Genomic DNA, 25,653 nt, shown 5'->3' with positions numbered 1-25,653 from the left:
CCTATGCCAAACTGCCCAGAAGGTCACTCATTCCGAACTGCACCCAACGGGTTTCGTGACGCTCGGTTAGTCATGCCAGGGGGCGGCTAATACCACGCCGAGTGGTTCACGCTTGCCCGCTGGATCACGGCCGTCCGGAGTGCGGCTGGTTCAAGGCCCGGGTCAGCTCCCTGTTGGCGGCCCGGGCGGCCTCGAGCTCCTCCGTCTTTTCCTCAAGTTCTCCTCGCTTCTCGGCGAGTTCCTGTTCCAACATGGCAATTCGGCGTTGGAGTTGGTCGATGTCTGGTGCGGCCCCGAGCCCCGACTCGCTCCATGCCTGCTCGCCAAGCTGCTTGGAGAGCCGCTGCTCCAGCTGACGCACTCGCGCGGCGAGGCGGGTGTTCCGCTCCAGCGCGTTGGCCAGGTCGGCCTGCAGGGAGGCTCGACTGACGGCAGCGAGTCGACCTTCCTCGACAGGCGTGTTGGCGGCTGTGTGAACGCGTTCGAGCAGGTCGCGGTGACGGTAGAGAAAGCTGCGGTCGACTCGGGCTGCGCGGGCGAGACCGGAGACGGTGATGTCGCCGCCGGTTCGCAGGGCTGCGTTCAGAGCCTTGATCACGCGCTCTCGGCGTCGCGCGGAGTCGGCACGCTTGCCTTCGATCATGCTGGAGGTCATGCGGTCCTCTCGGGGCGGAGGTCGGGCATGGGCTGCCTCACCTTTGGAATGCCGAGCGAGACGACGCCCGCCCGGGTTCTGCGCACGACGGTGACGGCCTGCTGGATCTGGGCCCGGTCCTCGTCGGTGAGGTCGTCGAGTTCCTCGCGGACACGTTTGACCAAGCGGCGGACTCGGCTGATCTCGTCGTCCGAGGGCATCGCCTCGCTCTTGGCCCAGTCATCGGCATGGGAGAACGCGGCCAGGCGCTCACGGTTGCGTAGAAGGTCCGCCAGATAGGCTTCGAGGTCGGGCAAGTAGGACGCGTCGGTGCGGAAGTGGCTGCAGCCGACGCAGCGGAACCGCACCGGACAGTCGTGGCCGCCGGCGGCGACGTTCGACGGTTCGGTGCAGGTGCCGTAGGGGACCTGGACCTCGCCGATCGCCCGACGGGCGCGCTCGGAGTCAAGGACGGCCTTCGCCTTGCGCCAGACGCGGTTGCCATGCCGGTCGAACTGCATCGCGGCGACGCGCTCGACCGCTTCGCGTTGGCGTTTCTCGCTGACCCGGTAGTAACGCTGCGTGGTGTCGAGTTGGCGATGGTCCATCAAAACCCGGAGGGCGTCGACGGGGACGCCAGCATCGGCGTGACGTTGGGCGTATGTGTGGCGGTAGGCGTAAGGGAAGATCTTCGCCTTGTCGAAGGGCAGCATCTTCGTGACGCGCTCGCCAGCGACCTCGACGACGGTGGGAACGAGGAGGGCCGGCATGGAATCGACCCACGTTCGGTGGCGGCCCCCGAGCCAGCTGGCGCTCAGCGACTTCGTGCCGTGCGGGTTGGCAACCGGCGTCGGCATGAGCACGAGGTCTTTGACTGGGGTATCGGGAAATCGGGTTCGGACTCTCTGCTGCTGTTCGACGATGATGCCTGCGGTGGCCTTGGCGATCGGCAGCCGTCGCCCGTTCCTGAACGCCTTGCGGTTGTCGTAGATCAGGACGGGTTCGCCGTCGCTGTCCCGTTCGAGGCAGTCGAAGGGCAGTCTGCAGATCTCGTCCGGGCGGCGGCCGGTGTCCATCAAGAGTTCGGCAGCGGTGCGAACCTGCGGATCGTCAGGCACCAAAGTGGCTAGGTGGTCGCAGAGTTGGCGCATCACCTCGGGCGGGATGTCGCGGCCGGCTTCTGTGTCCTCCGGGTCGTCTGGAATGTCCTCGGGACGGAGTGTGAACTGCTCGGACAGGCCGTGCAGGGGCTGATCGGGCTGGGTCAACCCGAGGCTCCGCATGAGGATGAGCATGCGTCGGATGTGTCGGACATCCGTGACGTGGCGCGAGGCTGCGACTTCTCCCTGCTGCACCAGGTAGCGCATTCGGTTGAGGAAGGCCACGATGTCGTCGCGGCCCAGGAGCCGCGGATCCATGCCCTTGTCTGGCCGGTTCAGCCTGAGGCTTTCCGAGAGACGGACGATGCAGTTGATCTGTGTCTGCATTGCTCCGCAGGGGTTGGTGCCCCGGCGGCGGGGTGCATCGTCGACCGCCCAGTTCTTGGTGGCTCTACGCAGCCAGGGCTGGCTGATCTTCTCGAAGTGGAGGTAGCCGGTCATGCCGAATGCGGCACCGTCCCAGGTGTCTTTGTGTCGTTCGGTCTCCGGCGAGAGGCTCAAGCGGACGACGTGTTTGAGGAAGCCCGTCGCCAGCGAGGTGTTGATCTTGCTCAGCCCGGAGGTGTCGAGTTCGGCCAGCGAGCCGACCTGCCGGGTTCGCAGGAGGTCGCAGAAGGGCCGGACATGGTGGTCCTTGTGCCGGATTCCTGCGGCGACGCGTTCCTGCAGGCCGTAGAGGATCTCGGCCACCACCCGGTCGGGCAGGCCGAGCAGGCTCACCACGCCGGCCTGGGCGATAGCCGGGGTCGTCAGCCGCCAGGTTTCCTCATCATGGGTACTGCCGTTGCGGATCTCCGTCATCCGGCGCTGGTCGTGGGCCAGGCAGTATCGGCGGCTATGCCCATCTCGGGACCGGGGGCATGACGCGACCTCGCAGGGGCCGAAACCGGGCAGCGGTTTCGCGGACGGGTGGAGGATGAACTCCTCGACCGTCAGGCCGAGCCTGTCCTTTCGACGCAGATGGGTGGAGCACAGCCCGGCGCGTGACGTCTTCGACGGGCGGCCGCACTGTGGGACGCGGCAGTCCAGGACACCGATCGAGCGCCAATGGCGCTTGACAGTGGACAAGAACTCCTCGAGGCTCTGCCCGCTGGTCTTCAGCCGTCTCGCGCAGCCCACGCAAAGCCCGTGGTCCTTTGTGTGGAAGACCATCTTGTCGCAGCCCGTCACCGGGCACTCCGGGGCGCCCAGCAGGGGATGGTCGCGTGGGAAGACCAGCTGACGCTTGTCGGCATCCCAGCTCATCAGCTTCTGGAAGTCCGCAGTCACGGCCGCCAGCAGCGCGCTTGTGGCCTCCTCCGGCTCGGTCGACGGGTTCCTGAGGAGGGCGATAGTCACCGGTTGCTCTCCTGCCCGTGCAGCCGGGGCAGCGGCACCCGCTCGATGGCCTCGCGGAGCCGTGATGGCTTGGGATGGAGGTAGGGGCGGGGCGATTCCGCGCTCTTCTGCCCGAGCAGGGCCTGGACCTCGTCGAGTTTGCCGCCGGCGTCGGCGACGTTACTGGCCATCGCATGCCGGCACATTCGGGGTCCGATCTTGCGGCCCAGCCCGGCCCGTCGGGACAGCGACTCACACAGCTCCCCGATCGCGTCGGTCGTCATCGGCGTCCCATAGGGCGGACGGAACAGGTTGACCAGCAGGAAGTCGCTGCCGTCGGCACCCAAGCGCTCGTGGCGTTCCAGCGCGTACTGGTCGAAAGCCTGCACCACGAGGAAGTCGACCGGCATGGCCCACGATTTCTTCGACTTCCACCAGGCACGGTTCTCGTTCTCGCGGCGGATGACGTGGACGTGGGCACCCTCCATGTCGCAGCCGAGCGAGCGGGAGTCCATCAGCAGATGCGGATCGCTCCGGCGGAGCCCCGCGACCTGCCCTGGGCGCAGTCCGACTCGCGACAGCAGCAGAAGGATCAGCCGGTCGCGGGCGGAGCGGCATTTCAAGAACATCGCGACGATCTCCTCGTCGCTGGCTCGGTCGATGGCGGTCTCGGGCTCCTGGAGTCGGTGGCGGGCCCGCATCCGGTACCGCATCCCACCGCTTTCGCCGCGGGCCTCCTCGGGCAGGTCGCGGCTGTCCCCGAGCTCGTAGATCTGTTCCAGCACCCAGGCCGGTGCCGTCTTGTTCACCACGGCGTGCACCAGGAACATCCGAACTGCCGTCAGTACCTTGTTGATTCGGCTCTCGCTCCGAACCGGTTTCGCGCCCGGTCCCGCCACCACGACGCGAAGTTTGCCGCCACTTCCCGGCGTCCACTTCAGCCAGAGCATGAACAGCCCCATGTCCCGGGCGGCGGTGTGCCAGTCCCGGCCGGTGCTCACGCACCATGCCAGGAACAGCATCACGGCCTCGGCGTACGCCTTCGTCGTCGTCTCCGCCCGCCCTCGGGCCAACCTCAGCTCCCGCAGGAAGCGGTCGGCTTCCTCGACCACCCCCAACTCATCGTCCACCACGGTCCAGTACCGGGTGCCCGACGGCAGCTGTACAGGGAATGCCTGCACTGGCACCTCTACTCCACGAGTTGATCGCAACGATTCACCGCAGAGCCGCACCCCCTGAGAACCGTCGCAGCCTCCCTAACGAGAGGGATCCGTGCGACGTCACGCCACAGCCGGGGAACCCCCAGAGAACACACGCCTCGCCGACCGGATCCTCGTCATGGACCAGGGACGAGTCATCGAACAGGGCACCTACGAGGACCTGGCGAACGCGGACGGACTGTTCGCAGAACTCATCGCCCTGGCGCAAGACCGATGACACCACACGACACAGAATCGAGACGCACGTGACGGACATCTGGCAGACGATCACCCGCCTCGCAGTCCGCCTGGAGGATCATTCCACGCTTCCACGCGAACAACGCATCCTCCTCCAGCTGCTCAAGATCCAGGAAGAGGCCGGCGAGGTCGCCGAGGCGGTGATCGGCGCCATGGGACAGAATCCCCGCAAGGGCTACTCGCACACCTGGGAGGACGTCGAGGCCGAGGTCTGCGACGTCATCGTCACCGGGATGGTCGCGTTGAGCCGTATGAACGCCGACGCCGCGGCCGTGTTCGCGCGGCACATGGAGCGCATCGCCGACCGAGACCTGGACGCGGCGGCCGAGTCGACGTGACACGGGAAAGTCGATGGACGGGGAGTGCGCCGCCGCATCAACAACCCTTCACCAGCGTGGTCGACCTGGCCTGTGGTTCGGACGAGATGCTGTGCACCTGGGCCCGCGACCACCAGATCACCGGGATCGGGGTGGACATCAGCACGGTGTTCACCACCCGCGCTCGCGCCCGGGCCCTGGAACTCGGCGTCGCCGACAAGGTCACGTTCGTCCACGACGATGCCGCAGGCCACGTCGCCGAGGAGCCCGTCGACGTCGCGGCCTGCATCGGTGCCACCTGGATCGGCGACGGGCTCCCCGGGTCCACCTGCTGGGGAGCAGCCTCCGCCCGAACGGGACCATGACGACGTGGTCGAGATGGTGCTGGCGGACCAGGACAGCTGGGACCGTTACCGCGCCGCCCAGCGCCCTATGAACGCGAGTACCTGGGCTGGGGCGTCTTCGCGCTCATGCACCGCTGACCCCAGCGGGGCCGGCATCTCACCGGCCCCAACCCGCCGGCCCACCCTATGAGTCGGGAACCCCGGGCACCTGTGGCGCACTAGCCGGCGGAGGGCAGGGTGAGCCGCTGGCCCGGGTGGATCACGTCCGGGTTCGGGCCGATGACGTTCCGGTTGGTTTCGAACAGCCGCTGCCAGCCCCCGGCGACGGCGGCCCGCAGTGCGACACCGGACAGGGTGTCGCCCTCGACCACGGTGTACGACGTGCCGGGGCGGTGGGCGGTACCGGTGCGTGAGCGGGACGTGGGCGCGGAATGCGGGGGAGTGACGGGAGTGCTGGGACGTACGACCGGCGCGCTGTGCCCGCCGCCCCGCGCGAGGTGCGCTCGCACCGAGCAGACCGGCCATGCTCCGGGCCCCTGCCGGGCGAGCACCGACTCCGCCACGGCGATCTGCTCCGCCCGGCCCGCCAGATCGGCCCGCGGCGCGTACGCGGTCCCGCCGTACGCAGCCCACGTCTGCTGCGTGAACTGCAGCCCGCCGTAGTAGCCGTTGCCGGTGTTGATGCTCCAGTTGCCCCCGCTTTCGCAACCGGCGACGCGGTCCCAGGCGGTGCCGGAGGCCGCGTGGCCGGCGGTCGGTGCGAGGAGCGGCAGGACGATGCCGAAGCTGCCGAGGGCGAGGGCGGTGCGGAGCGACGGCAGGAGCCGTGGGGGCGTGGTGCGGCGGTGCCGCGGTCGTGCGGTCATAGGCCTTCCTCTCCACTGCGGTACCCGCCCACCGGTGGTTCCGGCGGGCTGTAGGCAGTACGGCAGTGACGCCCGGCCGCTCACAAGGCGCGTAGAGCTCACGGATCGTCGTGCGCCGTCACGTGCCACTGCCCGCGTCGCTGACGATCCGTCAGGTTGAACAGGGTGCGGACACGCAAGTGGGCAGGGGCGCACGGACGTTGAGCCCCTTGCGGCGGACGGCTCTGGCACGCTGGAGGCAGGGCGGCAGGGGCGGCGCACGCCTACGGCGGGGTGTGGGACGCTCCGCCCGGATGCGGCGGCCGGGGTGCCACCGTCGCAGTAGCGGGCGCTGCGGCGATCGGGCCAGGAGGCGCACACGATCCCCGGCCGCGCGATGATCCGCGTCTTGGGCAACGTAAGGGGACGGCCTCCGGTGTCACCGGCACCGCCCCACTCCCTGCCCACCCCGACACGCTTCGGTAAGGGAATCTAGGTCAACGCTCACCTTTGGTCTTGAGTGAGGCACCGGCCGCCCCCGTACTCACAGGTGCATCACACGATGAAGTCACCGGCGAGCAGCGCCGGTTGACGGTTCGTCAAGAAGGGATACGACGATGTCCTTCGCCAAGATCACTCTGGCCAAGAAGGCCAAGAAGAAGGAGTCCGGTGCCGCCGGCAAGGCCAAGCACCACAAGAAGCACCACCGCAAGCACAAGAAGGCCGCCGCCAAGTAGGACAGCGGCACGGAACACGACCACACAGGCAGACCGTGCCGGGGTCCGTTCGCGCAGCACGGAAGCGCGACGGATCCCGGCACGCCGTCGGATCGGGCAGTGCCCAGGAAGCGCCGGCCATGCACACCGCAGCACCCCTCACCATGTCCGGGGCCGCATCCGGGGCGGGCACCGCGGCAGGTGCCCCGACCCGGATGCGTCACGCCCGCATCTCCCCGCCGGCCGCGTTCCGTACGTTCTGGCCGCTGGTCAGCGTCAACCGCGCGGCCGTACTGGCCGCCGCCGCGCTGCTGGTGGTCTCCGCCGGGTGCGACGCGGGTGCGATCGGCATCGTCGGCGTCCTCACCGACGACGTGCTCACCCGTGGCGACCTCGCCGCCTTCTGGGGACCCGCCGCCCTCTGGCTGGGGCTCGCGGCGGCCGGCGCGGTCGCCTCCGCCACGGGCGGTTATCTTGCCGGCTGGACCAGCGAGCACTTCCTGCTCGGCCTGCGCGACCGGGTCTTCCAGCACCTGCAACGGGTGCCCCCGGACGCCCTGGACCGGTTCGGCACCGGCGACCTCGTCTCCCGGCTGACCGGTGACATCGAGACGGTGGAGTCGCTGGTGGCCTCCATGCCCGTCGAACTGATCACCTCCGCCGTCGGTGCGGTGGTGTTTGCCGTGGCGGCCTTCTGGACCAGCTGGCAACTGGCCCTGATCACCCTGGCCGCCGCCCCGTTGATCGGGTTCGGCGCCCGGTGGTTCGGCACCCTCATGCGCTCGGCCACCCGCGACGAACGCGACAGCAACGGCCGACTGGCCTCCCTGCTGGAGGAGAGCCTGGCCAACATGCCCCTGGTGCAGGCCTACGGCCGGCAGCAGGCCGAGAGCGGCAAGGTGCACCGCGAGGGGCGCAACTGGATGCGCGCCGGGCTGCGGCAGATCCGGCTGTCGTCGGCGTACGGGCCCATGGGCGAACTGGTCGAGACGCTCAGCGTGTTGGCCGTGATCGGGGCCGGGGCCTGGCAGATCTCCGCACACCATCTCAGCGTCGGCGGCCTGCTCTCCTTCGCCGCCTTCCTCGGCTATCTCCACCCCAAGCTCCAGGAACTCGGTGAACTCGTCGTCAGCGCGTCCTCCGCGACCGCCGCCTGCGAACGCCTCATCGAGGTGCTGCGCACCGGCACGGTTCATGAGCCCGACCCGCGGCCGGACGTCCCACCGCTCGCCGAACCGGTGCGCGGCGCCGTCACCTTCGAGGACGTCGTCTTCTCCTACCCCGGCGGTGGCCACCCCGTGCTGAACCGGGTGCGCCTGGACATCGCCCCCGGCCTGCTCGTCGCGGTCACCGGACCCAGCGGCACCGGCAAGTCCACCCTCGGCAAGCTGCTGCTGCGGTTCCATGAGCCGTCCCGGGGCCGGATCCTGCTCGACGGCCGGGACATCGCCGAACTCCCGGTGGACGAGGTGCGCCGGCACATCACCCTGCTCCCGCAGGACAGCATGCTCTTCGACGGCACGGTCCGCGAGAACATCACCTACGGCCGCCCCGACGCCTCCGAGGCGGACGTGCTCGCCGCCGCCGTCGCGGCCGACGCGCACGGATTCGTCGGCGCGCTGCCCGACGGCTACGACAGCCCGGTCGGCAAACGCGGCAACAACCTCTCCGGCGGCCAGCGCCGCAGGATCGCCCTCGCGCGGGCCATGCTCCGCACCGCGCCCGTGCTGATCCTCGACGAGCCCACGGCCGGACTCGACGACGACTCCACGGCCCGCATCATGGCGCCGCTGCGCCGCCTCACCGCCGGGCGCACGACCTTCCTCATCACCCACGACCTGCGCCTGACGGCCCAGGCCGACCTCGTCCTCCACCTCACCGACGGCACCGCGGTTGTCGCGACCCCGGCGCCGGCGCCGGAGCACGAGGCGGCCTGATGGCCGACGGGACCGGCGTACGCCCAAGCCGGGCTCCGGATTCCTACCGGAACGCCGTCAGGTTGCGCGCGACCCACTCGCTGAAGGCAGCGGCCGGGCGGTGAAGAACGGCCTCCACGTCGGGGCTGATCTTCTGCTCGGCCGGGAGCGGGACGCCGAGGACGTCCAGCGTGCCGGTGACGGCCTGCTCCGGCATGAACCGGGCCATGTGGGCGTGAGCGTCCTCACGAGACAGCTCCACAAAGGTCACTTCGTCGCCGAGCGCCTCGGAGAGCGCCGCGGCCTGCTGACGCGGACTGATCAGCTCCGGGCCGGTCAGCTCGTAAGCGCGGCCCGCGTGCCGGTCCTCGCGCAGCACGGTCGCGGCGACCGCGGCGATGTCCGCCGGGTCGACGACGGGCAGGGCCACGTCACCGAACGGGGCGAAGATCGTGCGCTTGGTGCGGACCGACTCGGCCCAGGCGAAGGCGTTGGAGGCGAAACCGCCGGGTCGCAGGATGGTGAAGCTCCGTCCGGATGCCCGCACCGCCGCCTCGAACTCCCGTAGCCGGGCGTGCGAGAGCGCCTCCGGGCGGGTGGCGCTGACCTGCGAGGAGACCAGGACGACCTGCTCGATCCCGGCGTCCGTGGCCGCGTCCAGCAGAGCGTTCGGGCTCTCGCCCCGCGCGTTGAGCTCCCCGCCCAGCAGGATGAACAGGGCGCGGGCCCCGGCGAGGGCGGGCCGCATGCTTCCGGCGTCCCCGACATCGGCCCGGGCCCACCGGACACCGTCCGCGTGGTGTGCGGGCCGCGGTCGCCGTGATACGGCCACGACCTCCTCGCCCGCCTCGGCCAGCAGTTCCACCAACGTCCGCCCGACGTTGCCGGTGGCACCCGTGACTGTGATCATCGCGACCCCTTGTGTCTTAGTTAGTTGACTGACTAAGAACCTAGCACGCATCCATCGGGGGTTGTCTATAGTCAGTTGGGTGACCAACTCAGTGAATCGGCGCGTGCAGGCCTCGCAGAAGCGTCAACGGCTCACGGCGGCGGCCGCCCGGGTCCTGCACGAGCAGGGGGTCGAACGCACCACCCTCGCCGACATCGCGCGCGAGGCCGAGGTCCCCGTCGGCAACGTCTACTACTACTTCAAGACCAAGGACGAGCTGGTCCAGGCCGCGCTGTCCGAGCACAGCGCGCACCTGGACGAACTCACCGGCCGGCTGGAGGAGTTGGCCGACCCGCGGGACCGCCTCAAGGCGCTGGTCGAAGCCTGGGTCGACCAGCGCGACGTCGCCGCCCGCTACGGCTGCCCCACCGGCACCCTGGCCGTCGAACTCGACAAGCGTGCCGACGGGACCCTCGACGCGGAGGCCGGCGTGGTGATCCGGCGGCTGCTGGACTGGACCGGATGCCAGTTCCGCGAGCTGGGCCTGCCCGACCCCGACGACCTGGCCCTCACTCTCGTCTCCGGCTACCAGGGCATGTCACTCCTCGCCAACGCCCTGCGCGACCCGGACATCATGATCCGCCAAGGAGGCCGCCTCCTGCGCTGGCTCGACTCCCTCCAGGCGCCGATCAGTTCGTCGGATCGGCGATCCGGTAGCCGATCGTCGGCGTCGTGACGATCACCTGAGGGCTGCCGAGCTTGCGCCGGAGCCTGCCCACCGTCACGGCGACCGTGTTCGTGAACGGGTCGGCGTGCTCGTCCCACACCTGTTCCAGCAGCGCCTCCGCGCTGAGAGAGGCCGGACTGGCCCGCAGCAGGGCGGCCAGGACCTCGAACTCCTTGACCGAGAGGTCGAGGCGGTGCCCGTCGCGGGTGGCCGTGCGGTGCACGGGGTCGAGTTCGATGCCCGCGGCGCGGAGTGTGCGGGCGCGGGCGTACGGGCGCCGACGGACGAGTGACCGCAGGCGGAGCACGAGTTCGGGAAAGTGGAAGGGCTTGACGAGGTAGTCGTCGGCGCCCAGGCTCAGTCCGCCGACACGATCGGCCGGCGCGTCCGCCGCGGTCAGCATCAGCACCATCGGCCGGTCGTCCCGGTCGGTGACCATCCGGCAGATCGTGTCGCCGTGCACACCCGGCAGGTCCCGGTCCAGGACGACCACCTCGTACGCGTTGGCGTCCAGCTTGGCCGCGGCTGCCAAGCCGTCGTAGGCGACATCCACCGCCATGCCCTGGTCGCGCAGACCCTCGACCAGCACGTCGGCGAGCGACCTGGCATCCTCCACCACGAGCACCCTCACGCCGCGACCTCCTCTGCGGCCGCGCGGGACAGGGTGACCGTGGCCCGCAGGCCGCCCTCGGTACGTGCCCGCAGGTCGAGGGTGCCGCCGTGCGCCTCGGCGACCGCCGCGACGATCGAGAGGCCGAGGCCCGACCCCGCGCCACTGCCGCCGCCGGTCCGCTCGGCTCCGAGCCGACGGAACGGACGGGCCAGCTGGGCGACCTGATCCCCTGTCAGCAACGGCCCTCCGTTCTCCACGACCAGGCGTACGTCCGCGGCCTCGACGTCGGTGGCGACGCGGATCCAGCCGCCGGGCCGGTTGTGCTCGATCGCGTTGTCGATGAGATTGTCCGCCATCCTGCGCAACAGGGTCCGGCTGCCGCAGACCCACACGCCGGGCCCGACCCCGTTGCCGTCGGTGTCCACGACGAGCCGCTTCGCGGCGGCCGTGGCGGCACGCTCGGTGAGGGCATCCGCGGTGAGCGCGTCCAGGGCGACCAACTCGCTGTCCGGCAGCGGCACTCCGTGCTGTGCGCGGGCCAGCACCAGCAAGCCGCCCAGCAGTTGCTCGATTTGGTCCAGCTCGGCCGTGATGCGGTGCGCCATGGTGCGCGTCTGCTCGGGCACCGGCCCCGGTTTGGCGAGCGCGACCTCCACCGAGGCGCGCATGGTCGCCAGCGGGGTGCGCAGTTCGTGCGAGGCATCGGCGACGAAGCGCCGCTGCGCGGCGAACGCCTGCTCCAGACGCTCCAGCAACTCGTCGATCGTGTCGCCGAGGCCCCTGAGTTCGTCGTGCGGGCCGGGGACGGCGAGGCGCTCGTGCAGGCTGTCGGCGGAGAGGTGCCGGGTGGCCGCGGTCATCGCGCGGAGCGGACGCAGGACGCGTCCGGCGGCGTACCAGCCCACCGCGACCGACAGCAGCCCCATCACCACCAGCCCTGCCGCCGAGCCGAGGAGCAGCTGGTCCACCTGCCGGTCGTGGGCCTGGGCGAGCTGGTGCTCCAGACTGGCGATCCGCTCCTGCACGGCGGGCGGGAGGGCGCCGGGCCGGCTGCCCGGCGCCGGGGCCGCCCGGTAGGTGCCGCCGGCCACCAGCCCGACCACCACCAGCATCGCGACGGCCGAGGCCAGGAACAGGCCGGCGTACAAGGTGGTGAACCGCCAACGGATGCCCCGCCGGTGCACCGACCGTACGGGGAGCCCGAGTTCCGCAGCCATCAGTCCCCCTTCTCCCTCAACGCCCGCTCAGGCTAGGCGAGAGCGCCTAACAGCGGCATGACAGCGGCCGTTCCGCCCGCGTTACGACCTCCGGCCCAGCGTGGTGACCCCAGGACAGGACCAGCAAGGAGTGCAGAGAATGACGGACGATCCCGGGATCGAGGTCGAAGGGCTGCGGAAACGCTTCGGGGCGACCCAGGCGCTCGACGGCATGACATTCGCCGTCCGGCCGGGGCGGGTGACCGGCTTCGTGGGTCCGAACGGCGCGGGCAAATCCACCACCATGCGGGTGGTACTGGGCCTGGACGCCGCCGACCGGGGAACGGCACTGGTCGGCGGCCGGCCGTACCGGACTCTGGGCAGCCCGCTGCGGCACCTGGGTTCGCTGCTGGACGCCGGCGCGCTGCATCCCGCCCGTACCGCCCGCAACCACCTGCTGTGGCTGGCGCACTCGCAGGGGCTCCCGGCCGGCCGCGTGGACCAGGTGCTCGAGCAGGTGGGCCTCGCCGAGGCTGCGCGGCGCCGTACGGGAGGCTTCTCACTGGGGATGCGGCAGCGGCTCGGCATCGCGGCGGCGCTCCTCGGCGATCCGCCCGCGCTGATGCTGGACGAGCCGTTCAACGGGCTGGACCCCGAAGGAATCCTGTGGATCCGCAGCCTGCTCGCCTCGCTGGCGGCGCGGGGCCGGACCGTGCTGGTGTCCAGCCATCTGATGAGCGAGCTGCAGGACGTCGCGGACCATCTGATCGTCGTGGGACGTGGTCGTGTGGTCACCGACACGGGCGTACGGGAGTTGCTGGCGAGGCTGTCCGCGGGCCGCGTCACGCTGCGGACCTCCGCGCCGGTCGCGGCGGCGGAGGCGCTGGCCCGTGCCGGGGCGGTCGTCCAAGCCGGGGGAGCGGACGCGCTGAGCGTCAGTGGGCTTCCGGGCGAGGCCATCGTGACCGTGCTGAACGCGCGCGGGGTGCCGTTCGCGGAACTGGCCACGCACCGCGTGAGCCTGGAGGAGGCGTACCTGGAGCTGACCCGAGACGACGTGCAGTACCGCGGCACCGGTGTCGAGGGGGCCGTACGATGAGGCGGCTTCGGGTCCTGCACGCCGAGTGGACCAAGTTCCGTACCGTGCGCGGCTGGGTGCTCGGCACAGTCGGTGCGGCCCTGGCCTCCGTGATGTTGCTGCTGGCCGGGACGGCTTCCTCGAACCAGCGCGCGCAGGACGCCGCCGCCCTGCCGACCGGTCCCTCGGGTGAGGCGGTCAACGACAACTTCTACTTCGTGCACCAGGCGCTGACCGGTGACGGCAGCATCACCGTCCCCGTGACCCGCCTGACCGGCGTGCTCGCCCGGGAACCGGGACAGACCACGCCCGGCCTCACCCCGTGGGCCAAGACCGGGATCCTCGTCAGGCAGAGCCTCGAACAGGGCTCGCCCTACGCCGCGATGATGGTCACCGGCGCCCACGGTGTACGGATGCAGCACGACTTCACCCACGACCGGGCCGGCCTGCCCGGCCGCCCCTCCGCCGCCTCGCCGCGCTGGCTGCGCCTCGTCCGCACCGGTTCGAGGATCACCGGCTACGACTCGATGGACGGCGTGCACTGGAGCCAGGTCGGCAGCGCGCATCTGCGTGGTCCGGCCGCCACCGTGCGGGTGGGCCTCTTCACCGCCTGCCCGGCGGCCCTGCAGATGACCGGCTCACAAGGCGGTACGAGCCCTGCCGTCGCGAGCGGAACGTTCGGCCGTGTGGTGCTCGGCGGATCCTGGGCCCACGGCGGCCGGCCGGACGGCTGGCGGGGCGTGCAGGTGGGCGGCGACGCGGGCACGTCCGGCAGCTACGCGGAGCACACCGCGGGCGGCTTCACGCCGACCGGTCGCGGCTTCTCCGTGACGGGTGCCGGGGACATCGCCCCTGTGGTCGGCGGCCCCTCGCTCGGCCCTGCCTACACCATGGAGAACTTCCTCGTCGGCACGTTCGCCGGGCTGATCGTCCTGACGGTCGTGGCCGTGCAGTTCGTCACCGCCGAGTACCGGCGCGGACTGATCGGCACCACGCTCGCCGCGACACCAGGACGCACACGGCTGCTGGCCGCCAAAGCCGCCGTGGTCATGGCTGTCGCCTTCGCGGTCGGCGTGGCCGCCGCCGCGGTCAGCATCCCCCTCGGACGGCAACGCGCGCACGCCACGCACTTCGTGGTGTTCACCGTGCCGCGCGCGGTGGAACTGCGCGTGGTATTCGGTACCGGGCTCCTGCTGGCCACCGGCGCCGCTCTCGCGCTGGCGATCGGCACGCTCCTGCGGCGCGGCGCCACAGCGATCACCGCCGTCGTCGTGACGACGGTGCTTCCCTATCTGCTCGCGATCAGCGGTGTGCTGTCGGATGCTCCGGCGCGGTGGCTGCTCCGCCTCACCCCGGCAGCGGGCTTCGCCGTCCAGCAGACACTGCCGCGCTACGCCCACGTGGTGAGTGTGTACACGCCGTCGTCCGGCTACTTCCCCCTTTCGCCCTGGGGCGGTTACGCGGTCCTCGCCGGCTGGACCGTCCTCGCACTGGCGGCGGCCGGCCTGCTGCTGCGCCGGAGGGACGTATGAGCGCCGCCGATCTGCGCCGAGCGGTCCACGCCGAGTGGACCAAGCTGCGTACCGACACGGGCCACGCATGGCTGTGGCCGGGCCTCGTCGCCGTCACGGCATCCGTGAGCGCGGCAGTGGCGGCGACCACCCGGTGCCCCGACGTCGGCTGCGGCCAGGACCCGGTCAGGCTCAGTCTGACGGGCGTGACACTGGGGCAGACGATCGCCGCGGTCGTGGCCGTGCTGGTCCTCGGCAACGAGTACGGCACCGGCCTGGTCCACACCACGCTCGCGGCGATACCGCGGCGCACCACCGTCCTGGTCGCCAAGGCCGCCGTGGTGAGCGGGACCGTATGCGCCGCGGGGACGCTCGCCGTCCTCGCATCCGCCCTCGCCGGACGCCGCCTGCTGCCCGGCAACGGCTTCACGCCCGCCCACGGCTGCGCCGCCCTCTCCCTCACGGACGGCCCGACCCTGCGGGCAGTCGCCGGCTCGGTGATCTATCTGGTGCTGGTCGCGCTGCTCGCTCTCGGTGTCGTCGCGGCGGTTCGGGACGCGGCGGTGGCGATGGGCGTCGTACTCGGGTTGCTGTACCTCTTCCCGCTCCTCAGCCATGTGGTCACCGACCCGCAGTTGCGGCGGCACCTCGCGCAGATCGGGCCGATGTCGGCAGGGCTGGCCGTCCAGGCGACAACCGACCTGCGTCATCTGCCCATCGGACCGTGGGCGGGCCTCGGCGTACTCGCCCTGTGGGCGGCGGGCGCGCTCCTCGTCGGCGGCACACTGCTGCGGTTCCGGGACGCCTGAAGGCGTCAGGACGAAGCCTGGGCGAGCGCCGCCAGCGTGTCGAAGTCCCAGCTGAGCGTGCCTGAACGGAGGTCTGCCGTGACCGTGTCGAGCCAGTTCAGCTCCGCCGTCAGTACGGCGCGCCGGTACTCGTCCTCCAGCATGGTGACCCGTGGCAGGGCCAGTTGCCGGGCCCCCTCGGCGGCGGCCTCCAACTCGGCGAGCCGCGCCCGTACGTGGTCGGCGCGCGTGGACAGATCGGCCTCCACCTCCTGCGGCAGCAACATCATGGTGAAGGACAGCGCGGCGGGGAACTCCGGGTACTCCGCGCGCGGCGCGACCAGCATCTCCCGCAGCCACTCACGCGTCGCCGTACGGCCCGCGTCGGTCACCTCGTAGACGGTGCGCTCCGGGTACTGCTGATCCCGGCTGGTCTCGCGCACCGCGATCAGCCCCGCCTCGAGCAGCCGGTCGATGGTCCGGTACAGGCTCGCCCGCTGGCTGACGTTGACGACCTGGTCCTTGCCCCACTGCTTGATCAGCCGCTGGATGCCGTACGGGTGCAGCGGCCGCATGTGCAGGAGCGAGAGGACGGTGAGGCCGAGTGGGGAGCTGCGCATGGGCAGAGCCTACCGGAGCCAATCTCAGGAGAACTAGTTGACGAGAGACTAGTTTCATTGCGACTATCGAGCCATGACGACAGTCACTCCGGTCGCCCGTCGTCGACGACCCCACCCGGGAGAGGACCCACTGACATGACCCGCACCCGCACCCGCACCGCCGTCGTGGTGGGCGGCGGCATCGCCGGCCCGGTCGCAGCCCTCGCGCTGCGCCGGGCCGGCATCGAGGCCACCGTGCACGAGTCCCACACCACGACCGCCGACGGCATCGGCGGAGCCCTGAGCGTCGCCCCCAACGGCCGGGCCGCCCTCGGCCTGGTCGGACTCGACCGGATCGGCGCCCCGATGAACGCCATCGTGCTGCAGAACCACAAGGGCCGGGTCATCACCGAGATCCGCCAGCCCATGCAGTTCAGCTGGCGCGCCGACCTGTACCGGCGGCTCTACGACCTCGCCCTGGGCCAGGGCGTCCGTGTCCACCACGGGCACGAACTGGTCGACGTCCATGAGAGCGACACCGGCGTCCAGGCCGTCTTCGCCGACGGCACCACCAGCGAGAAGGCCGACATCCTGATCGGCGCGGACGGCCTGCGCTCCACCGTGCGCCGGCTCATCGACCCGCAGGCGCCCCACCCGCGCTACTCGGGACTCCTCGGCTTCGGCGCCCGCGTCGACGGTGCCGGACTGCCGCCCACCGGTGACCGGATGTACATGGCCTTCGGGCGCCGCGCCTTCTTCGGACACCAGTCCTTCGACGACGGCACCGGCGTCTGGTTCGCCAACCTCCCGCATGCCTACCTGACATGGCAGCAGGTGCGGCAGACCCCGAACGAGGAGTGGCTGAGCCGGCTGGCCGAGGCCTTCGCCGACGACAGCGTCCCCGCCCTGGACCTGCTGCGCCGCACCCCACCCCAGGACCTGGTCACCGCCGGCCCCATGGAGGATCTCCCGCACGTCCCGCACTGGCATCGCGGCCGCATGGTGCTGGTCGGTGACTCCGCCCACGCCACGTCCCCCAGTTCCGGCCAGGGCGCCTCGCTCGCCGCGGAAAGCGCCGTGGAACTCGCCCGCGCGCTACGGGACTTGCCGCACCCTCAGGCCTTCGCCGCCTACGAGAGCGCCCGCCGCGCCCGGGTCGAGCGAGTCATCGCCCAGGCCGCCCGCACCAACAGCGGGAAGGCCGCCGGACCGGTGGGCCGGGTGCTCCGGGACGCCCTCCTGCCGCTCTTCGCCCGCCTCGCCACCCCGGAGAAGATGGCCTGGCAGTACGACCACCGGATCAACTGGGAGACTTCCGTCGCCACTTGAGAGCGCGCCGATCCCGGCTCATCACCGATCGAGATGACTGACATCTCGGATCATCGCCGGAGACAGGGAAGCAGAACGGCGTACGGACGGTTCAGGTGAATGCCGGCGGCGACGGAGCCGTGGGCGCAGATCCGTTCGTGTGGGTCGGGACTCCGACTCCTTTCCTTCAGAAGGTGCACATGTCCGCATCGCCCGGTCTTCTGTCTCGACGCCGTTCCGGGTCCTCCGAGAGCCCCGGTACCGGGGTGCCCGGCTGGCTGGTGGTGCTCCTGGCGGCCGCGTCCGGGATGACGGTCGCCAACCTGTACTACGCCCAGCCGCTGCTCTCGACACTGAGCCGTGCCTTCGGCATCAGCACGTCGTCCGCGGGCGCCCTGATCACGGTGACCCAGATCGGCTATGTGATCGGGATGCTCTTCCTGGTCCCGCTCGGCGACCGGCTGGAGAAGCGCAACCTGGTCACCGCCCTGCTGGCGGTCACGACCGTCTCCCTGGTGGGCGCGGGAGCGGCCACGACGTTCCCGATGCTGCTGCTCGCTCTGCTGGTCGCCGGCGCGACCTCGGTGGTGGCCCAGATCCTCGTGCCGTTCGCCGCCGGTCTCGCCCCCGATCACGCCCGTGGCCGGGTGGTCGGCCGGGTGATGAGCGGTCTGCTCACCGGCATCCTGCTCTCCCGCACGCTGAGCGGTGTGGTCTCCGACCTGGCCGGCTGGCGCGTGGTGTTCCTGGGCTCCGCCGTCCTGATGGCGGCTCTCGCCGTGGCCCTGCGAGCGGCCCTGCCGCAGCACGCGCCGACCACGACGATGCCGTACCACCACGTGCTGCGCTCCACCGCGGCGCTGGTCCGCACGCATCCGGCGCTGGTCCGCCGTGGCCTGTACCAGGCGGCGATGTTCGCGGCGTTCAGCGCCTTCTGGACCACCGTGTCCTTCGTCCTGACCGGTCCGCGTTTCCACTACTCGCAGCTGGCCGTCGGTGTCTTCGCGCTCGTCGGCGCGGCCGGCGCGGCGGTCGCCCCCTTGGCCGGACGCTGGGCCGACCGCGGCCTGGTCCGTCCCATGACGGGTGCCGCGTTCGTGGTGGCGGCGCTGGCCTTCGCTCTGGCGGGCCTCGGCGCGCACAGCGTGGTCCTGATCGCGCTCGCCGCGATCCTCATCGACATGGCCGTGCAGACGACGCTCATCCTGGGCCAGCACACGATCTACCAGCTCGATCCCGCGGCACGCGCCCGCCTCAACAGCGCGTTCATCGCCATCTTCTTCGTCGGCGGGGCGGCCGGCTCCCAGCTCGGGTCGATCTTCTACCACGCCGCGGGGTGGACCGGTCTCACCGTCCTGGGCGCGGTACTGCCCCTCGTCGCGCTGCTGTACTGGACGACCGAACGCCGGCGGCCGACGCGACGGGAGCCGAGCGCGACGAAGGCCTGAGCCGGGACACGGGCGGCGGTCGGCCGGAAGCAACCGCAGGCGTGCTGCCTGCCGGAGCCTGCGGCCGACACGCCACTCGTCCGGGCTTCGGACGCCACGCGCTCTACGATGCGGAGAAGAGCGCAGATCGTCACGTGCACACCAAACGAGGCGCTGCCTGACCGGGAGCGGATGATGGACCTGCGGCAGATGGAGGTCGTCGTCGCGGTGGCGGACGCGGGTGGTTTCACCGCGGCCGCCCGGCGACTGCACGTGGTCCAGTCCGCCGTCTCCGGCACGGTCCGTTCCCTGGAACGCGAACTGGGCACCCCGCTGTTCGACCGGACCACGCACCGCGTGACCCTGACGCCCGCGGGCGAGGCGTTCGTCCCGGCCGCCCGCGCCACGCTCCGGGCCGCCGAACTGGCACGCGAGGCGGTCGACGCCGTACGGGGACAACTGCGCGGCCGGGTGACGGTGGGCACCATGCAAGGGGTGTGGGCCGGTCTTCACCATGCGCTGGCCGCCCTGCGTGCCGAACATCCCGGTGTGGTCGTCCAGTTGCGGCAAGCGGCGGTGGCCGACATCCGGCAGGCCCTGCGCGACGGAACGGTCGACCTGGCCGTGGTGGCCCTCGACCGACAGCAGCAACGCGGACTGACGACCCGGCTGCTGTCCCGCGAGGACATGGTCCTCCTGGCCGCACCGGGGCGAGCCGTCCCCGGCCTCACCCCCACCGGCGAGGCCGTCCTCGCCGAGGTCGCCCTCATGCCGCTGGTCGACTTCACCCCGGGCTGGGCCATCCGCTACGCGGTCGACCGGGCCTTCCGTGCCGCGGGCGTGGAGCGCGTCACGACGTTCGAGGTGAACGACATCGTCGCCGCCGCCCAACTGGTCCGGGGCGACCTGGGAGTCTGCATCATGCCCCAGTCGATCGCGGACCGCTTCGACGATCTGGCCCAGTACCGGTTCGACCGCCACGCGCCGAACTGGAAGATCATGGTGGTACGACCTCCCGGCGAGGCCCCACCGGCGGTCGCGGCCCTGCTCCGGCACATCACCTGACAGCGTCCCGGCCTGTCCCTCCATGGTGAACTGCCCGCGAATTTAGGTAGGTTGCCACCACTTCATCCATGCGAGGTGCACAGGGGAGCGGCAGCCATGAGCCAGCAGCAGAAGACCTTCCGTGCGATCGAGGTCGGCGACGGGGGCGACGGACGGTGGGCTGCCCACGCCCAGGCCCTGTGGCCGGCCGCGGAGGGGTGGATGACCGAAGAGAGCCGGACCGCAGAGGGCGCGGCCCGGGCCCGGAAGCTGTTCGAGGCGCACATGCCGGAGCTGGTCCCGGTGCTCGACCGGCTCGCCCGCGAACTCGACCGTCCCGAGGGGGAGACCTTCCTCACCCACGCAACCCTGCGACCGTTCTTCTCGGGCTGCACCCAGATCGGCCGCAGCGGCACCCTGCTGCGCAACTACGACTTCGAGCCCGACGACTGCGAGGGCACCATCGTGTCCTCCCACTTCCTCCGTCCGGTGATCGGAACGCAGGACGCGGCCTGGGGCTTGCTGGACGGGATGAACGACGCCGGGCTCGCCGTCTCGCTCACCTTCGGCGGGCGACTGGTCCATGGCCCCGGCTTCGCCGTCCTCATCGTGCTGCGCTACCTGCTGGAGACGTGCGACACCGTGGACGAGGCCGTCGGCAAGCTGAGGTCCATACCGATCGCCATCCCGCAGAACGTCACCCTCGTCGACCCCGAGAAGGCGGTGACGGTGTTCGTCGGGCCGGACATCCCCCTGACCGAGGCACCGGACTCCTGCGCCGCCAACCACCAGCATCTGCCGGTCCCCGATGAGCAGGAGCGGTCCTCCCGGACCAACGAGCGACTGAGCGCCGTCCGCGCGGCGGGCACGGACGTGGCGGCGATGCTGCGGCCGCCGCTGTACCGCCCCGAGTTCGACGCGGGTTGGGGAACCGTCTACACCGCCCATTACCGGCCCGCCGAGGGCAGGGTGACCTACTACTGGCCTGGCGAGTCCTGGGCCCAGTCCTTCGCTGACTTCGCTCCGGGATCCCGCACGGTGACGATGGGCCACGCCGGCTGAGGCGGTGCCGCGTGAGAGGGTCCCGGTCATGAGCTACGACCTGGCTGTCCGGGAAGGCGAACGGCCGGCGGACGTCAAGACCGCCGGCGCCATTCCCGCGGTTCGTCCGGCACCAGACGCTCAACGCAACCCTCGGCGAGCGCGCGGTCAGAACCAGTGCAGGCAGTGCGGGGGGCGCTCGGCGCGGAAGAGGGCGTCGGCGAGGGTGGCCGCGCCCGGGCGGTGGGCCCGGATGTGTCCGGCGCGCACGAGTGTGCTCGGTGCGGTGCCGCCGAGGTAGACCGAGCCCAGGTCGCTCACGTCCAGGGACAGGTCGGGCTCCCGGTCCGTCGGGACGCAGTCGGCCTTGCCGTCCCGGACGGTCAGCAGGTAGCGGCCGTGCTTACCGAGGAACGGGTCGTCGACGTCGAGGACGAGCTCGCCGTCCGTGAACCAGCCACGCGCGGTCAGCGCACGCGGGACGTCCAGCAGCCGCACCCAGAGCCAGTCGGTGTGGCCGCTCACCTCGCCGGCGCGGAAGTCCGCGAGCTGCCAGCGCAGCGGGTGCTCGGGCGGAAAGTGCTTGAACACGACCTGCTTGACCAGGTCGTGTCCGAGCACGAACCGCGCCAGGGCCGTGAAGACGGCGTCGTCGCCGGCGACGGTCTCGTCGACCGTCAAGGTGTCGGCCTCGCCGATCGAGTAGCTGGCGTACCCGTCCGGGATCCCGTCGGCGTCACGGTGGACGGCGACGTAGCGCGGCGCCGGAGATATCGGGGGGCTGCCCCGCGCGCGTGGCCCACCAGCGGTGCGGCCGGGACAGCGCGCCGGGCTGTGCGCGGCGGTAGCGGTCGTAGACCTCTTCCAGGATCTCGCCGCACTCGGCACGCCGCAGGACCTCGACGGTGCCGGTGTCCGAGCCGGTCGCGGGGGCATCGGCCGTTCCGCGCGCCCGGGGGAGGACGAGGGCGGCCTGGTGGCGGGGCACCGCCAGCCGCTGTGTGTAGGTCGCCGGTCCGTAGCCGAACCGGCGGTAGATCAGGGCCTCGGAGGCCAGCAGTACGGAGAGGCACTCACCTCGGGCCCGCAGCTCGGTGAGCTGGTGCCGCATGACCGCGCTGAGCACGCCCTGGCGTCGATGCGAGGGCAGGACGCCGACGGCGGTCACCCCGCTGGCCGGGACGAGGACCTCACCGGGCAGGGTGAGCTCGAAGGAGTACGCACCGGCGGTGCCGACGGGCCGCCCGTCCGCCGTCATGGCGAGCAGGTTGCGGTCCATTTCGAGCGCCGCCCACCAGACCCCGCCGCCGCCCTCGGCCGGGGCTTCCGGGAAGCGTCCGAACGCGGCATGGAGTGTGTCGACGAAGACGTCGAGGTCCTGGTCGGTCGTGGAACGGATCTCCATCGCTGCCGCTGCCTCCCCGGGATACCGACACCACGACTCGTGGTGTCCCGCCACAATGCAGCGCTGCCCCATGGCCGGCAAGCGAATAACGGCCGGGCCCGAGGCCGGTCACCACACGGCCCGGTCCCGACCGGGCTCGGCCGCGGTGATCCCCGCCGCCGCCCGCACGGGAGACTCAGCCCTCGGTGCCACCGCGGACAGCCGCCGTGGCGCCGTCGGAGGTCGTGATGCCGACCGTGAGCGGCCTGCCCAGGGAGGTGCGTCCTCGATGACGTGGTCCACAGACACCGCGAGTGCCGCCGCGCACTGAATCTCTGCCCGCCCGAGCGGCTTCCCCGCCCGGGCCACCATCGTGGCGCCGGCCGCGCTCGACACCGCCCCCATCCCCTCGCACCAGCGATTTCTCCCCGCGCAGGGGTTGTCCTGACAATCCCTGCGCCCCTAGGGTCGCCTCGTACGGAGCAAGCGCTTTCTCTCTCCCTTGTGCTTGGATCCGTGTGCCGAACCCTCAGGAGCGCCGTATGTCCTTGTCCGCACCCCGCCGCCGTGTCGCCGTCATCGGCACCGGCGCCATCGTCACAGGCAGCCATCTCCCCGCGCTCAGAGCCCATGCCGAGCGCGTCGAGCTCGTCGCCGCCGTCGATGTGGACCAGGGGAGGCTGGACGCCTTCCGGGCAGAGGCTGGTGCGCAGGTCGCGGGGTTCACCTCGACCGAGGCCATGCTCGACGCCGTACGCCCCGATCTCGTGCTCATCGGTACGCCGCCCGCCCTGCACCGCGAGCAGACCGTGGCCGCGCTCAAGGCGGGTGCCTGGGTGCTGTGCGAGAAGCCGCTGTGTCTGTCGCTCGCCGAGTACGACGACATCGCCGCCGCCGAGGAGGCCTCCGGCGCCTACGCCTCGGTGATCTTCCAGCACCGCTACGGCTCCGGCGCCGTACACGCCCGGGACCTGATCACGCGCGGTGAGCTGGGCGCCCCGCTGGTGGCGCACTGCCAGACGACCTGGCACCGGGACGCCGGCTACTACGCCGTGCCGTGGCGCGGCCGGTGGGCGAGCGAGGGCGGCGGGCCGACCATGGGGCACGGCATCCACCAGTACGACCTGCTGCTGCACCTGCTGGGAGAATGGGAGGAGGTGCGGGCCATGGCGGGCCGGCTGGTCCACGACGTCGAGAGCGAGGACGTCTCCACCGCCCTGGTCCGCTTCCGCGGCGGTGCGCTCGCCACCGTCGTCAACAGCGTCCTGTCCCCGCACGAGGTCAGCCGCATCCGCGTCGACTGCGCCGACGCCACGCTGGAACTGACCCACTTGTACGGCCACGCCAACGACGACTGGGTCTACACCCCCGCGCCGCACGTCGCCCCCGAGCGCGCCGCGGCCTGGCGGACCCCCGCGCAGGACGTGCCCAGTTCGCACACCGCCCAACTCGGTGCCGTCCTCGACGCGTTCGACCGCGGCGAGCGGCCCCCGGGCAGCGGCCCCGACGCGCGCGCCACCCTGGAGTTCGCCGCCGCCCTGTACAAGGCTGCTTTCACCGGGCAGCCGGTGCAGGCGGGCGAGATCGGACCCGGCGACCCCTACTACGCGGCCATGCACGGCGACCACCCCGCCTGGGCCCCGAAGGAGCGCGCATGAGCATCCGAGTCAGCCACGTCCACGGCGAGCATCTCGCGGTCCAGGCGCCGGGCGGCACCGAGATCCTCCGCTACGTCTACCGGCCCGACCCGGACGCCTTCGAGGCCCGCAAGCCCTACGCCCACCCCCTGCGCACACTCGCCGGGCGCACGGTGACCGGATACCGGCCGAACGACCACCGCTGGCACAAGGGCCTGCAGATGACGGCCAGTCACCTGTCCGGGCAGAACTTCTGGGGTGGCAACTGCTATGTGCACGGCGAGGGTTACCTCCGCCTGCCCGACCGCGTCGGCTCGATGCGCCACGACGGCTTCACCCACCTCGCCGTCACCGGCGAACGCCTCGACGCCACCGAGGAGTTGACCTGGGTAGAGAACGGCGGTCGGGAATGGGCCCGCGAGGTGCGCGGACTCGCCGTGCACACGGTGGACGAGGGAGCCGGCGCCTGGACCCTGGACTGGTCCATCCACCTCACCAACACCCATGACGAACCCCTGCTGTTCGGCTCGCCCACCACCGCCGGCCGCGAGATGGCCGGCTACACCGGGCTCCAGTGGCGCGGCCCGCGCGACTTCACCGGCGGCGCCGTGTTCACGTCCGACTCCGAACCGGGCGTCGGAGCCGAGAAAGTGATGGGCAGTCAGGGACCGTGGCTGGCCTTCACCACCGAACACGACGAGACGGACGCCCACTCCACCCTCGTTTTCGCACACGCCCCGGAGAACCTGGACGAGTCGTCCGCGATCCACGCCTCGCACTGGTTCGTGCGCTCCGAGCCGATCCCGACCGTCGCGTTCTCCTGGGCGTTCTTCGAGGAGTTCGCCCTGCCGCCGGGGGAGAGGTTCGGCTACCGCTACCGGGTCGTGATCGCCGACGGTGCCTGGGACCGCGAGCAGGTGAGCAGCCACCTGGAGGGCCTGCCGTGGTGAGTGGACCGTCTTGTCCGCTGCCCGGCGCCGTGGGCCTGTCGCACCTGAGCGCCTACGACTGGGAGGCCGCCGACGGCGTCTGCGGCGGCAGCCCTCACCTGCACCTGGTGTGCACCGAGGCGTACGTCGTCACCGGCGGCCGGGGTGCGGTGCAGACGCTGAGCCCCGACGGTTACCGGGACATCCCGCTGGGGCCCGGTTCCCTCGCCTGGTTCACCCCGGGCACCGTGCACCGCATGGTGCAGGGCGGCGATCTCCGGATCACCGTGCTCATGCAGAACAACGGCCTGCCCGAGGCCGGGGACGCCGTGTTCACCTTCCCGCCCGAGGTGCTCGCCGACCCCGACCGGTACGCGGCCGCCGCCACGCTGCCGCCGGGCACCGGAGCGGACACCGAGGCCGCCGCCCGGCGCCGCCGGGACCTGGCCGTCGAGGGCTATCTCGCCCTGCGCGAGGCCATGGTCGCGGGCGACAGCGGCCCGTACCGCACCTTCCAGCAGGCCGCCGCCCGCCTGGTCCGCGCCCGGGTGCCCGCCTGGCGCGAGCTGTGGCGGGCCGGCGCCCTCGCCGCCGCCGAACGCACCGGCGCCCAGCTCGACGCCCTGGAGTCCGGCGAGCCGGCCTACCTCGCCGACGCGACCGCGTACCAGAGCGAGCCGAGCCGCCTGGGCGGCTTCGGGATGTGCGGGCGCCGCGACGAGTACGCGCTGCCCGGCACGACGCCGCCCCACGACGGCGAGCCGACGGCCTAGCAG

At 71.3% G+C, this 25,653-nt stretch carries 21 protein-coding genes and 2 pseudogenes; 14 read left to right on the top strand and 9 right to left on the bottom strand.

The features are described 5' to 3' along the window. Window positions 1-124: 124 nt before the first annotated feature. Genes ACH47Z_RS33705 through ACH47Z_RS33695 form a run of 3 tightly spaced genes read right to left on the bottom strand, consistent with a single transcriptional unit; the run spans window position 125 to window position 4,298 of the window. Complete coding sequence (locus ACH47Z_RS33705; protein WP_399080569.1) at window positions 125-655, bottom strand: DUF6262 family protein; 531 nt, start codon at window positions 653-655, stop codon at window positions 125-127. Next, entirely contained in the window at window positions 652-3,132 is a 2,481-nt protein-coding gene (locus ACH47Z_RS33700) for a tyrosine-type recombinase/integrase (protein WP_399080567.1), read from the bottom strand. The genes ACH47Z_RS33705 and ACH47Z_RS33700 overlap by 4 nt, the downstream gene beginning before the upstream one ends. Continuing rightward, on the bottom strand, window positions 3,129-4,298 hold the full coding sequence (locus tag ACH47Z_RS33695; RefSeq protein WP_399080565.1) for a tyrosine-type recombinase/integrase: 1,170 nt from the start codon (window positions 4,296-4,298) through the stop codon (window positions 3,129-3,131). The genes ACH47Z_RS33700 and ACH47Z_RS33695 overlap by 4 nt, the downstream gene beginning before the upstream one ends. Window positions 4,299-4,576: 278 nt before the next feature. Here ACH47Z_RS33695 and ACH47Z_RS33690 point away from each other — a divergent pair, with 278 nt between their 5' ends. Further along, a complete protein-coding gene (locus ACH47Z_RS33690) occupies window positions 4,577-4,906 on the top strand; it encodes a MazG-like family protein (protein ID WP_399080563.1) in 330 nt (109 codons plus the stop codon). Window positions 4,907-4,941: 35 nt separating this feature from the next. Next, a pseudogene (locus ACH47Z_RS33685) lies at window positions 4,942-5,367 on the top strand (SAM-dependent methyltransferase); the annotation flags it as partial. An 80-nt stretch (window positions 5,368-5,447) separates the two neighbouring features. Here ACH47Z_RS33685 and ACH47Z_RS33680 read toward each other — a convergent pair. Continuing rightward, window positions 5,448-6,095, bottom strand: coding sequence for a transglycosylase family protein (locus ACH47Z_RS33680; RefSeq protein WP_399080561.1), 648 nt, complete (start codon window positions 6,093-6,095; stop codon window positions 5,448-5,450). A gap of 835 nt (window positions 6,096-6,930) precedes the next feature. On the opposite strand from ACH47Z_RS33680, the gene ACH47Z_RS33675 reads away from it, so the two are divergent. Beyond that, entirely contained in the window at window positions 6,931-8,727 is a 1,797-nt protein-coding gene (locus ACH47Z_RS33675) for an ABC transporter ATP-binding protein (RefSeq protein WP_399080559.1), read from the top strand. Between the two features lie 43 nt (window positions 8,728-8,770). On the opposite strand, the gene ACH47Z_RS33670 is transcribed toward ACH47Z_RS33675, so the two are convergent. Then, window positions 8,771-9,616: an SDR family oxidoreductase gene (locus ACH47Z_RS33670; RefSeq protein WP_399080557.1), complete on the bottom strand. Its 846-nt coding sequence runs from the start codon at window positions 9,614-9,616 to the stop codon at window positions 8,771-8,773. Between the two features lie 91 nt (window positions 9,617-9,707). On the opposite strand from ACH47Z_RS33670, the gene ACH47Z_RS33665 reads away from it, so the two are divergent. Beyond that, window positions 9,708-10,331 (top strand): TetR/AcrR family transcriptional regulator, encoded by a 624-nt coding sequence (locus tag ACH47Z_RS33665; RefSeq protein ID WP_399080635.1) that lies wholly within the window; start codon window positions 9,708-9,710, stop codon window positions 10,329-10,331. Here ACH47Z_RS33665 and ACH47Z_RS33660 read toward each other — a convergent pair. Together ACH47Z_RS33660 and ACH47Z_RS33655 are read right to left on the bottom strand one after the other, a co-directional pair. After that, window positions 10,285-10,953, bottom strand: a complete 669-nt coding sequence (locus ACH47Z_RS33660; RefSeq protein WP_399080555.1) for a response regulator transcription factor — start codon at window positions 10,951-10,953, stop codon at window positions 10,285-10,287. The two genes, ACH47Z_RS33665 and ACH47Z_RS33660, sit on opposite strands and share 47 nt — an antisense overlap. Then, window positions 10,950-12,152, bottom strand: coding sequence for a sensor histidine kinase (locus ACH47Z_RS33655; protein ID WP_399080553.1), 1,203 nt, complete (start codon window positions 12,150-12,152; stop codon window positions 10,950-10,952). Before ACH47Z_RS33655 ends, ACH47Z_RS33660 begins: the two co-directional genes overlap by 4 nt. A 139-nt stretch (window positions 12,153-12,291) precedes the next feature. Between ACH47Z_RS33655 and ACH47Z_RS33650 the strand changes: the two genes are divergently transcribed. From ACH47Z_RS33650 to ACH47Z_RS33640, 3 genes are read left to right on the top strand one after another with little or no spacing between them, the layout of a single operon-like run. Then, complete coding sequence (locus ACH47Z_RS33650; RefSeq protein WP_399080551.1) at window positions 12,292-13,230, top strand: ATP-binding cassette domain-containing protein; 939 nt, start codon at window positions 12,292-12,294, stop codon at window positions 13,228-13,230. After that, window positions 13,227-14,741, top strand: coding sequence for an ABC transporter permease subunit (locus ACH47Z_RS33645; protein ID WP_399080549.1), 1,515 nt, complete (start codon window positions 13,227-13,229; stop codon window positions 14,739-14,741). The genes ACH47Z_RS33650 and ACH47Z_RS33645 overlap by 4 nt, the downstream gene beginning before the upstream one ends. After that, on the top strand, window positions 14,738-15,529 hold the full coding sequence (locus tag ACH47Z_RS33640) for an ABC transporter permease (RefSeq protein ID WP_399080548.1): 792 nt from the start codon (window positions 14,738-14,740) through the stop codon (window positions 15,527-15,529). Before ACH47Z_RS33645 ends, ACH47Z_RS33640 begins: the two co-directional genes overlap by 4 nt. 5 nt (window positions 15,530-15,534) lie before the next feature. Here ACH47Z_RS33640 and ACH47Z_RS33635 read toward each other — a convergent pair whose 3' ends face one another. After that, window positions 15,535-16,128 carry a PadR family transcriptional regulator gene (locus ACH47Z_RS33635; protein ID WP_399080546.1) on the bottom strand — a complete coding sequence of 198 codons (594 nt, stop codon included), beginning with the start codon at window positions 16,126-16,128 and terminating at the stop codon, window positions 15,535-15,537. A 135-nt stretch (window positions 16,129-16,263) separates the two neighbouring features. Here ACH47Z_RS33635 and ACH47Z_RS33630 point away from each other — a divergent pair, with 135 nt between their 5' ends. From ACH47Z_RS33630 to ACH47Z_RS33615, 4 genes are all read left to right on the top strand, one after another. Beyond that, window positions 16,264-17,436, top strand: coding sequence for an FAD-dependent oxidoreductase (locus ACH47Z_RS33630; RefSeq protein WP_399080544.1), 1,173 nt, complete (start codon window positions 16,264-16,266; stop codon window positions 17,434-17,436). Between the two features lie 179 nt (window positions 17,437-17,615). After that, a complete protein-coding gene (locus tag ACH47Z_RS33625; RefSeq protein ID WP_399080542.1) occupies window positions 17,616-18,863 on the top strand; it encodes an MFS transporter in 1,248 nt (415 codons plus the stop codon). Window positions 18,864-18,971: 108 nt separating this feature from the next. Continuing rightward, window positions 18,972-19,907 carry a LysR family transcriptional regulator gene (locus tag ACH47Z_RS33620; RefSeq protein ID WP_399080540.1) on the top strand — a complete coding sequence of 312 codons (936 nt, stop codon included), beginning with the start codon at window positions 18,972-18,974 and terminating at the stop codon, window positions 19,905-19,907. A gap of 96 nt (window positions 19,908-20,003) precedes the next feature. Next, complete coding sequence (locus ACH47Z_RS33615) at window positions 20,004-20,948, top strand: C45 family autoproteolytic acyltransferase/hydolase (protein ID WP_399080538.1); 945 nt, start codon at window positions 20,004-20,006, stop codon at window positions 20,946-20,948. Between the two features lie 147 nt (window positions 20,949-21,095). Here the strand turns inward: ACH47Z_RS33615 and ACH47Z_RS33610 are convergent. Then, window positions 21,096-22,332: pseudogene (locus tag ACH47Z_RS33610) on the bottom strand (GNAT family N-acetyltransferase). Between the two features lie 521 nt (window positions 22,333-22,853). Here ACH47Z_RS33610 and ACH47Z_RS33605 point away from each other — a divergent pair. Genes ACH47Z_RS33605 through ACH47Z_RS33595 form a run of 3 tightly spaced genes read left to right on the top strand, consistent with a single transcriptional unit; the run spans window position 22,854 to window position 25,650 of the window. Next, window positions 22,854-23,969 (top strand): Gfo/Idh/MocA family protein, encoded by a 1,116-nt coding sequence (locus ACH47Z_RS33605; RefSeq protein ID WP_399080536.1) that lies wholly within the window; start codon window positions 22,854-22,856, stop codon window positions 23,967-23,969. Continuing rightward, on the top strand, window positions 23,966-24,898 hold the full coding sequence (locus tag ACH47Z_RS33600) for a PmoA family protein (protein ID WP_399080534.1): 933 nt from the start codon (window positions 23,966-23,968) through the stop codon (window positions 24,896-24,898). Before ACH47Z_RS33605 ends, ACH47Z_RS33600 begins: the two co-directional genes overlap by 4 nt. Further along, window positions 24,892-25,650 carry a cupin gene (locus ACH47Z_RS33595; protein WP_399080533.1) on the top strand — a complete coding sequence of 253 codons (759 nt, stop codon included), beginning with the start codon at window positions 24,892-24,894 and terminating at the stop codon, window positions 25,648-25,650. The genes ACH47Z_RS33600 and ACH47Z_RS33595 overlap by 7 nt, the downstream gene beginning before the upstream one ends. The last annotated feature ends 3 nt before the right edge of the window (window positions 25,651-25,653 follow it).

The organism is Streptomyces sp. NPDC020192 (assembly GCF_044388685.1).
Lineage (GTDB): Bacteria > Actinomycetota > Actinomycetes > Streptomycetales > Streptomycetaceae > Streptomyces.
The sequence above is the reverse complement of the archived record's forward strand: the minus strand, read 5'-3'. Positions and strand labels throughout refer to the sequence as shown.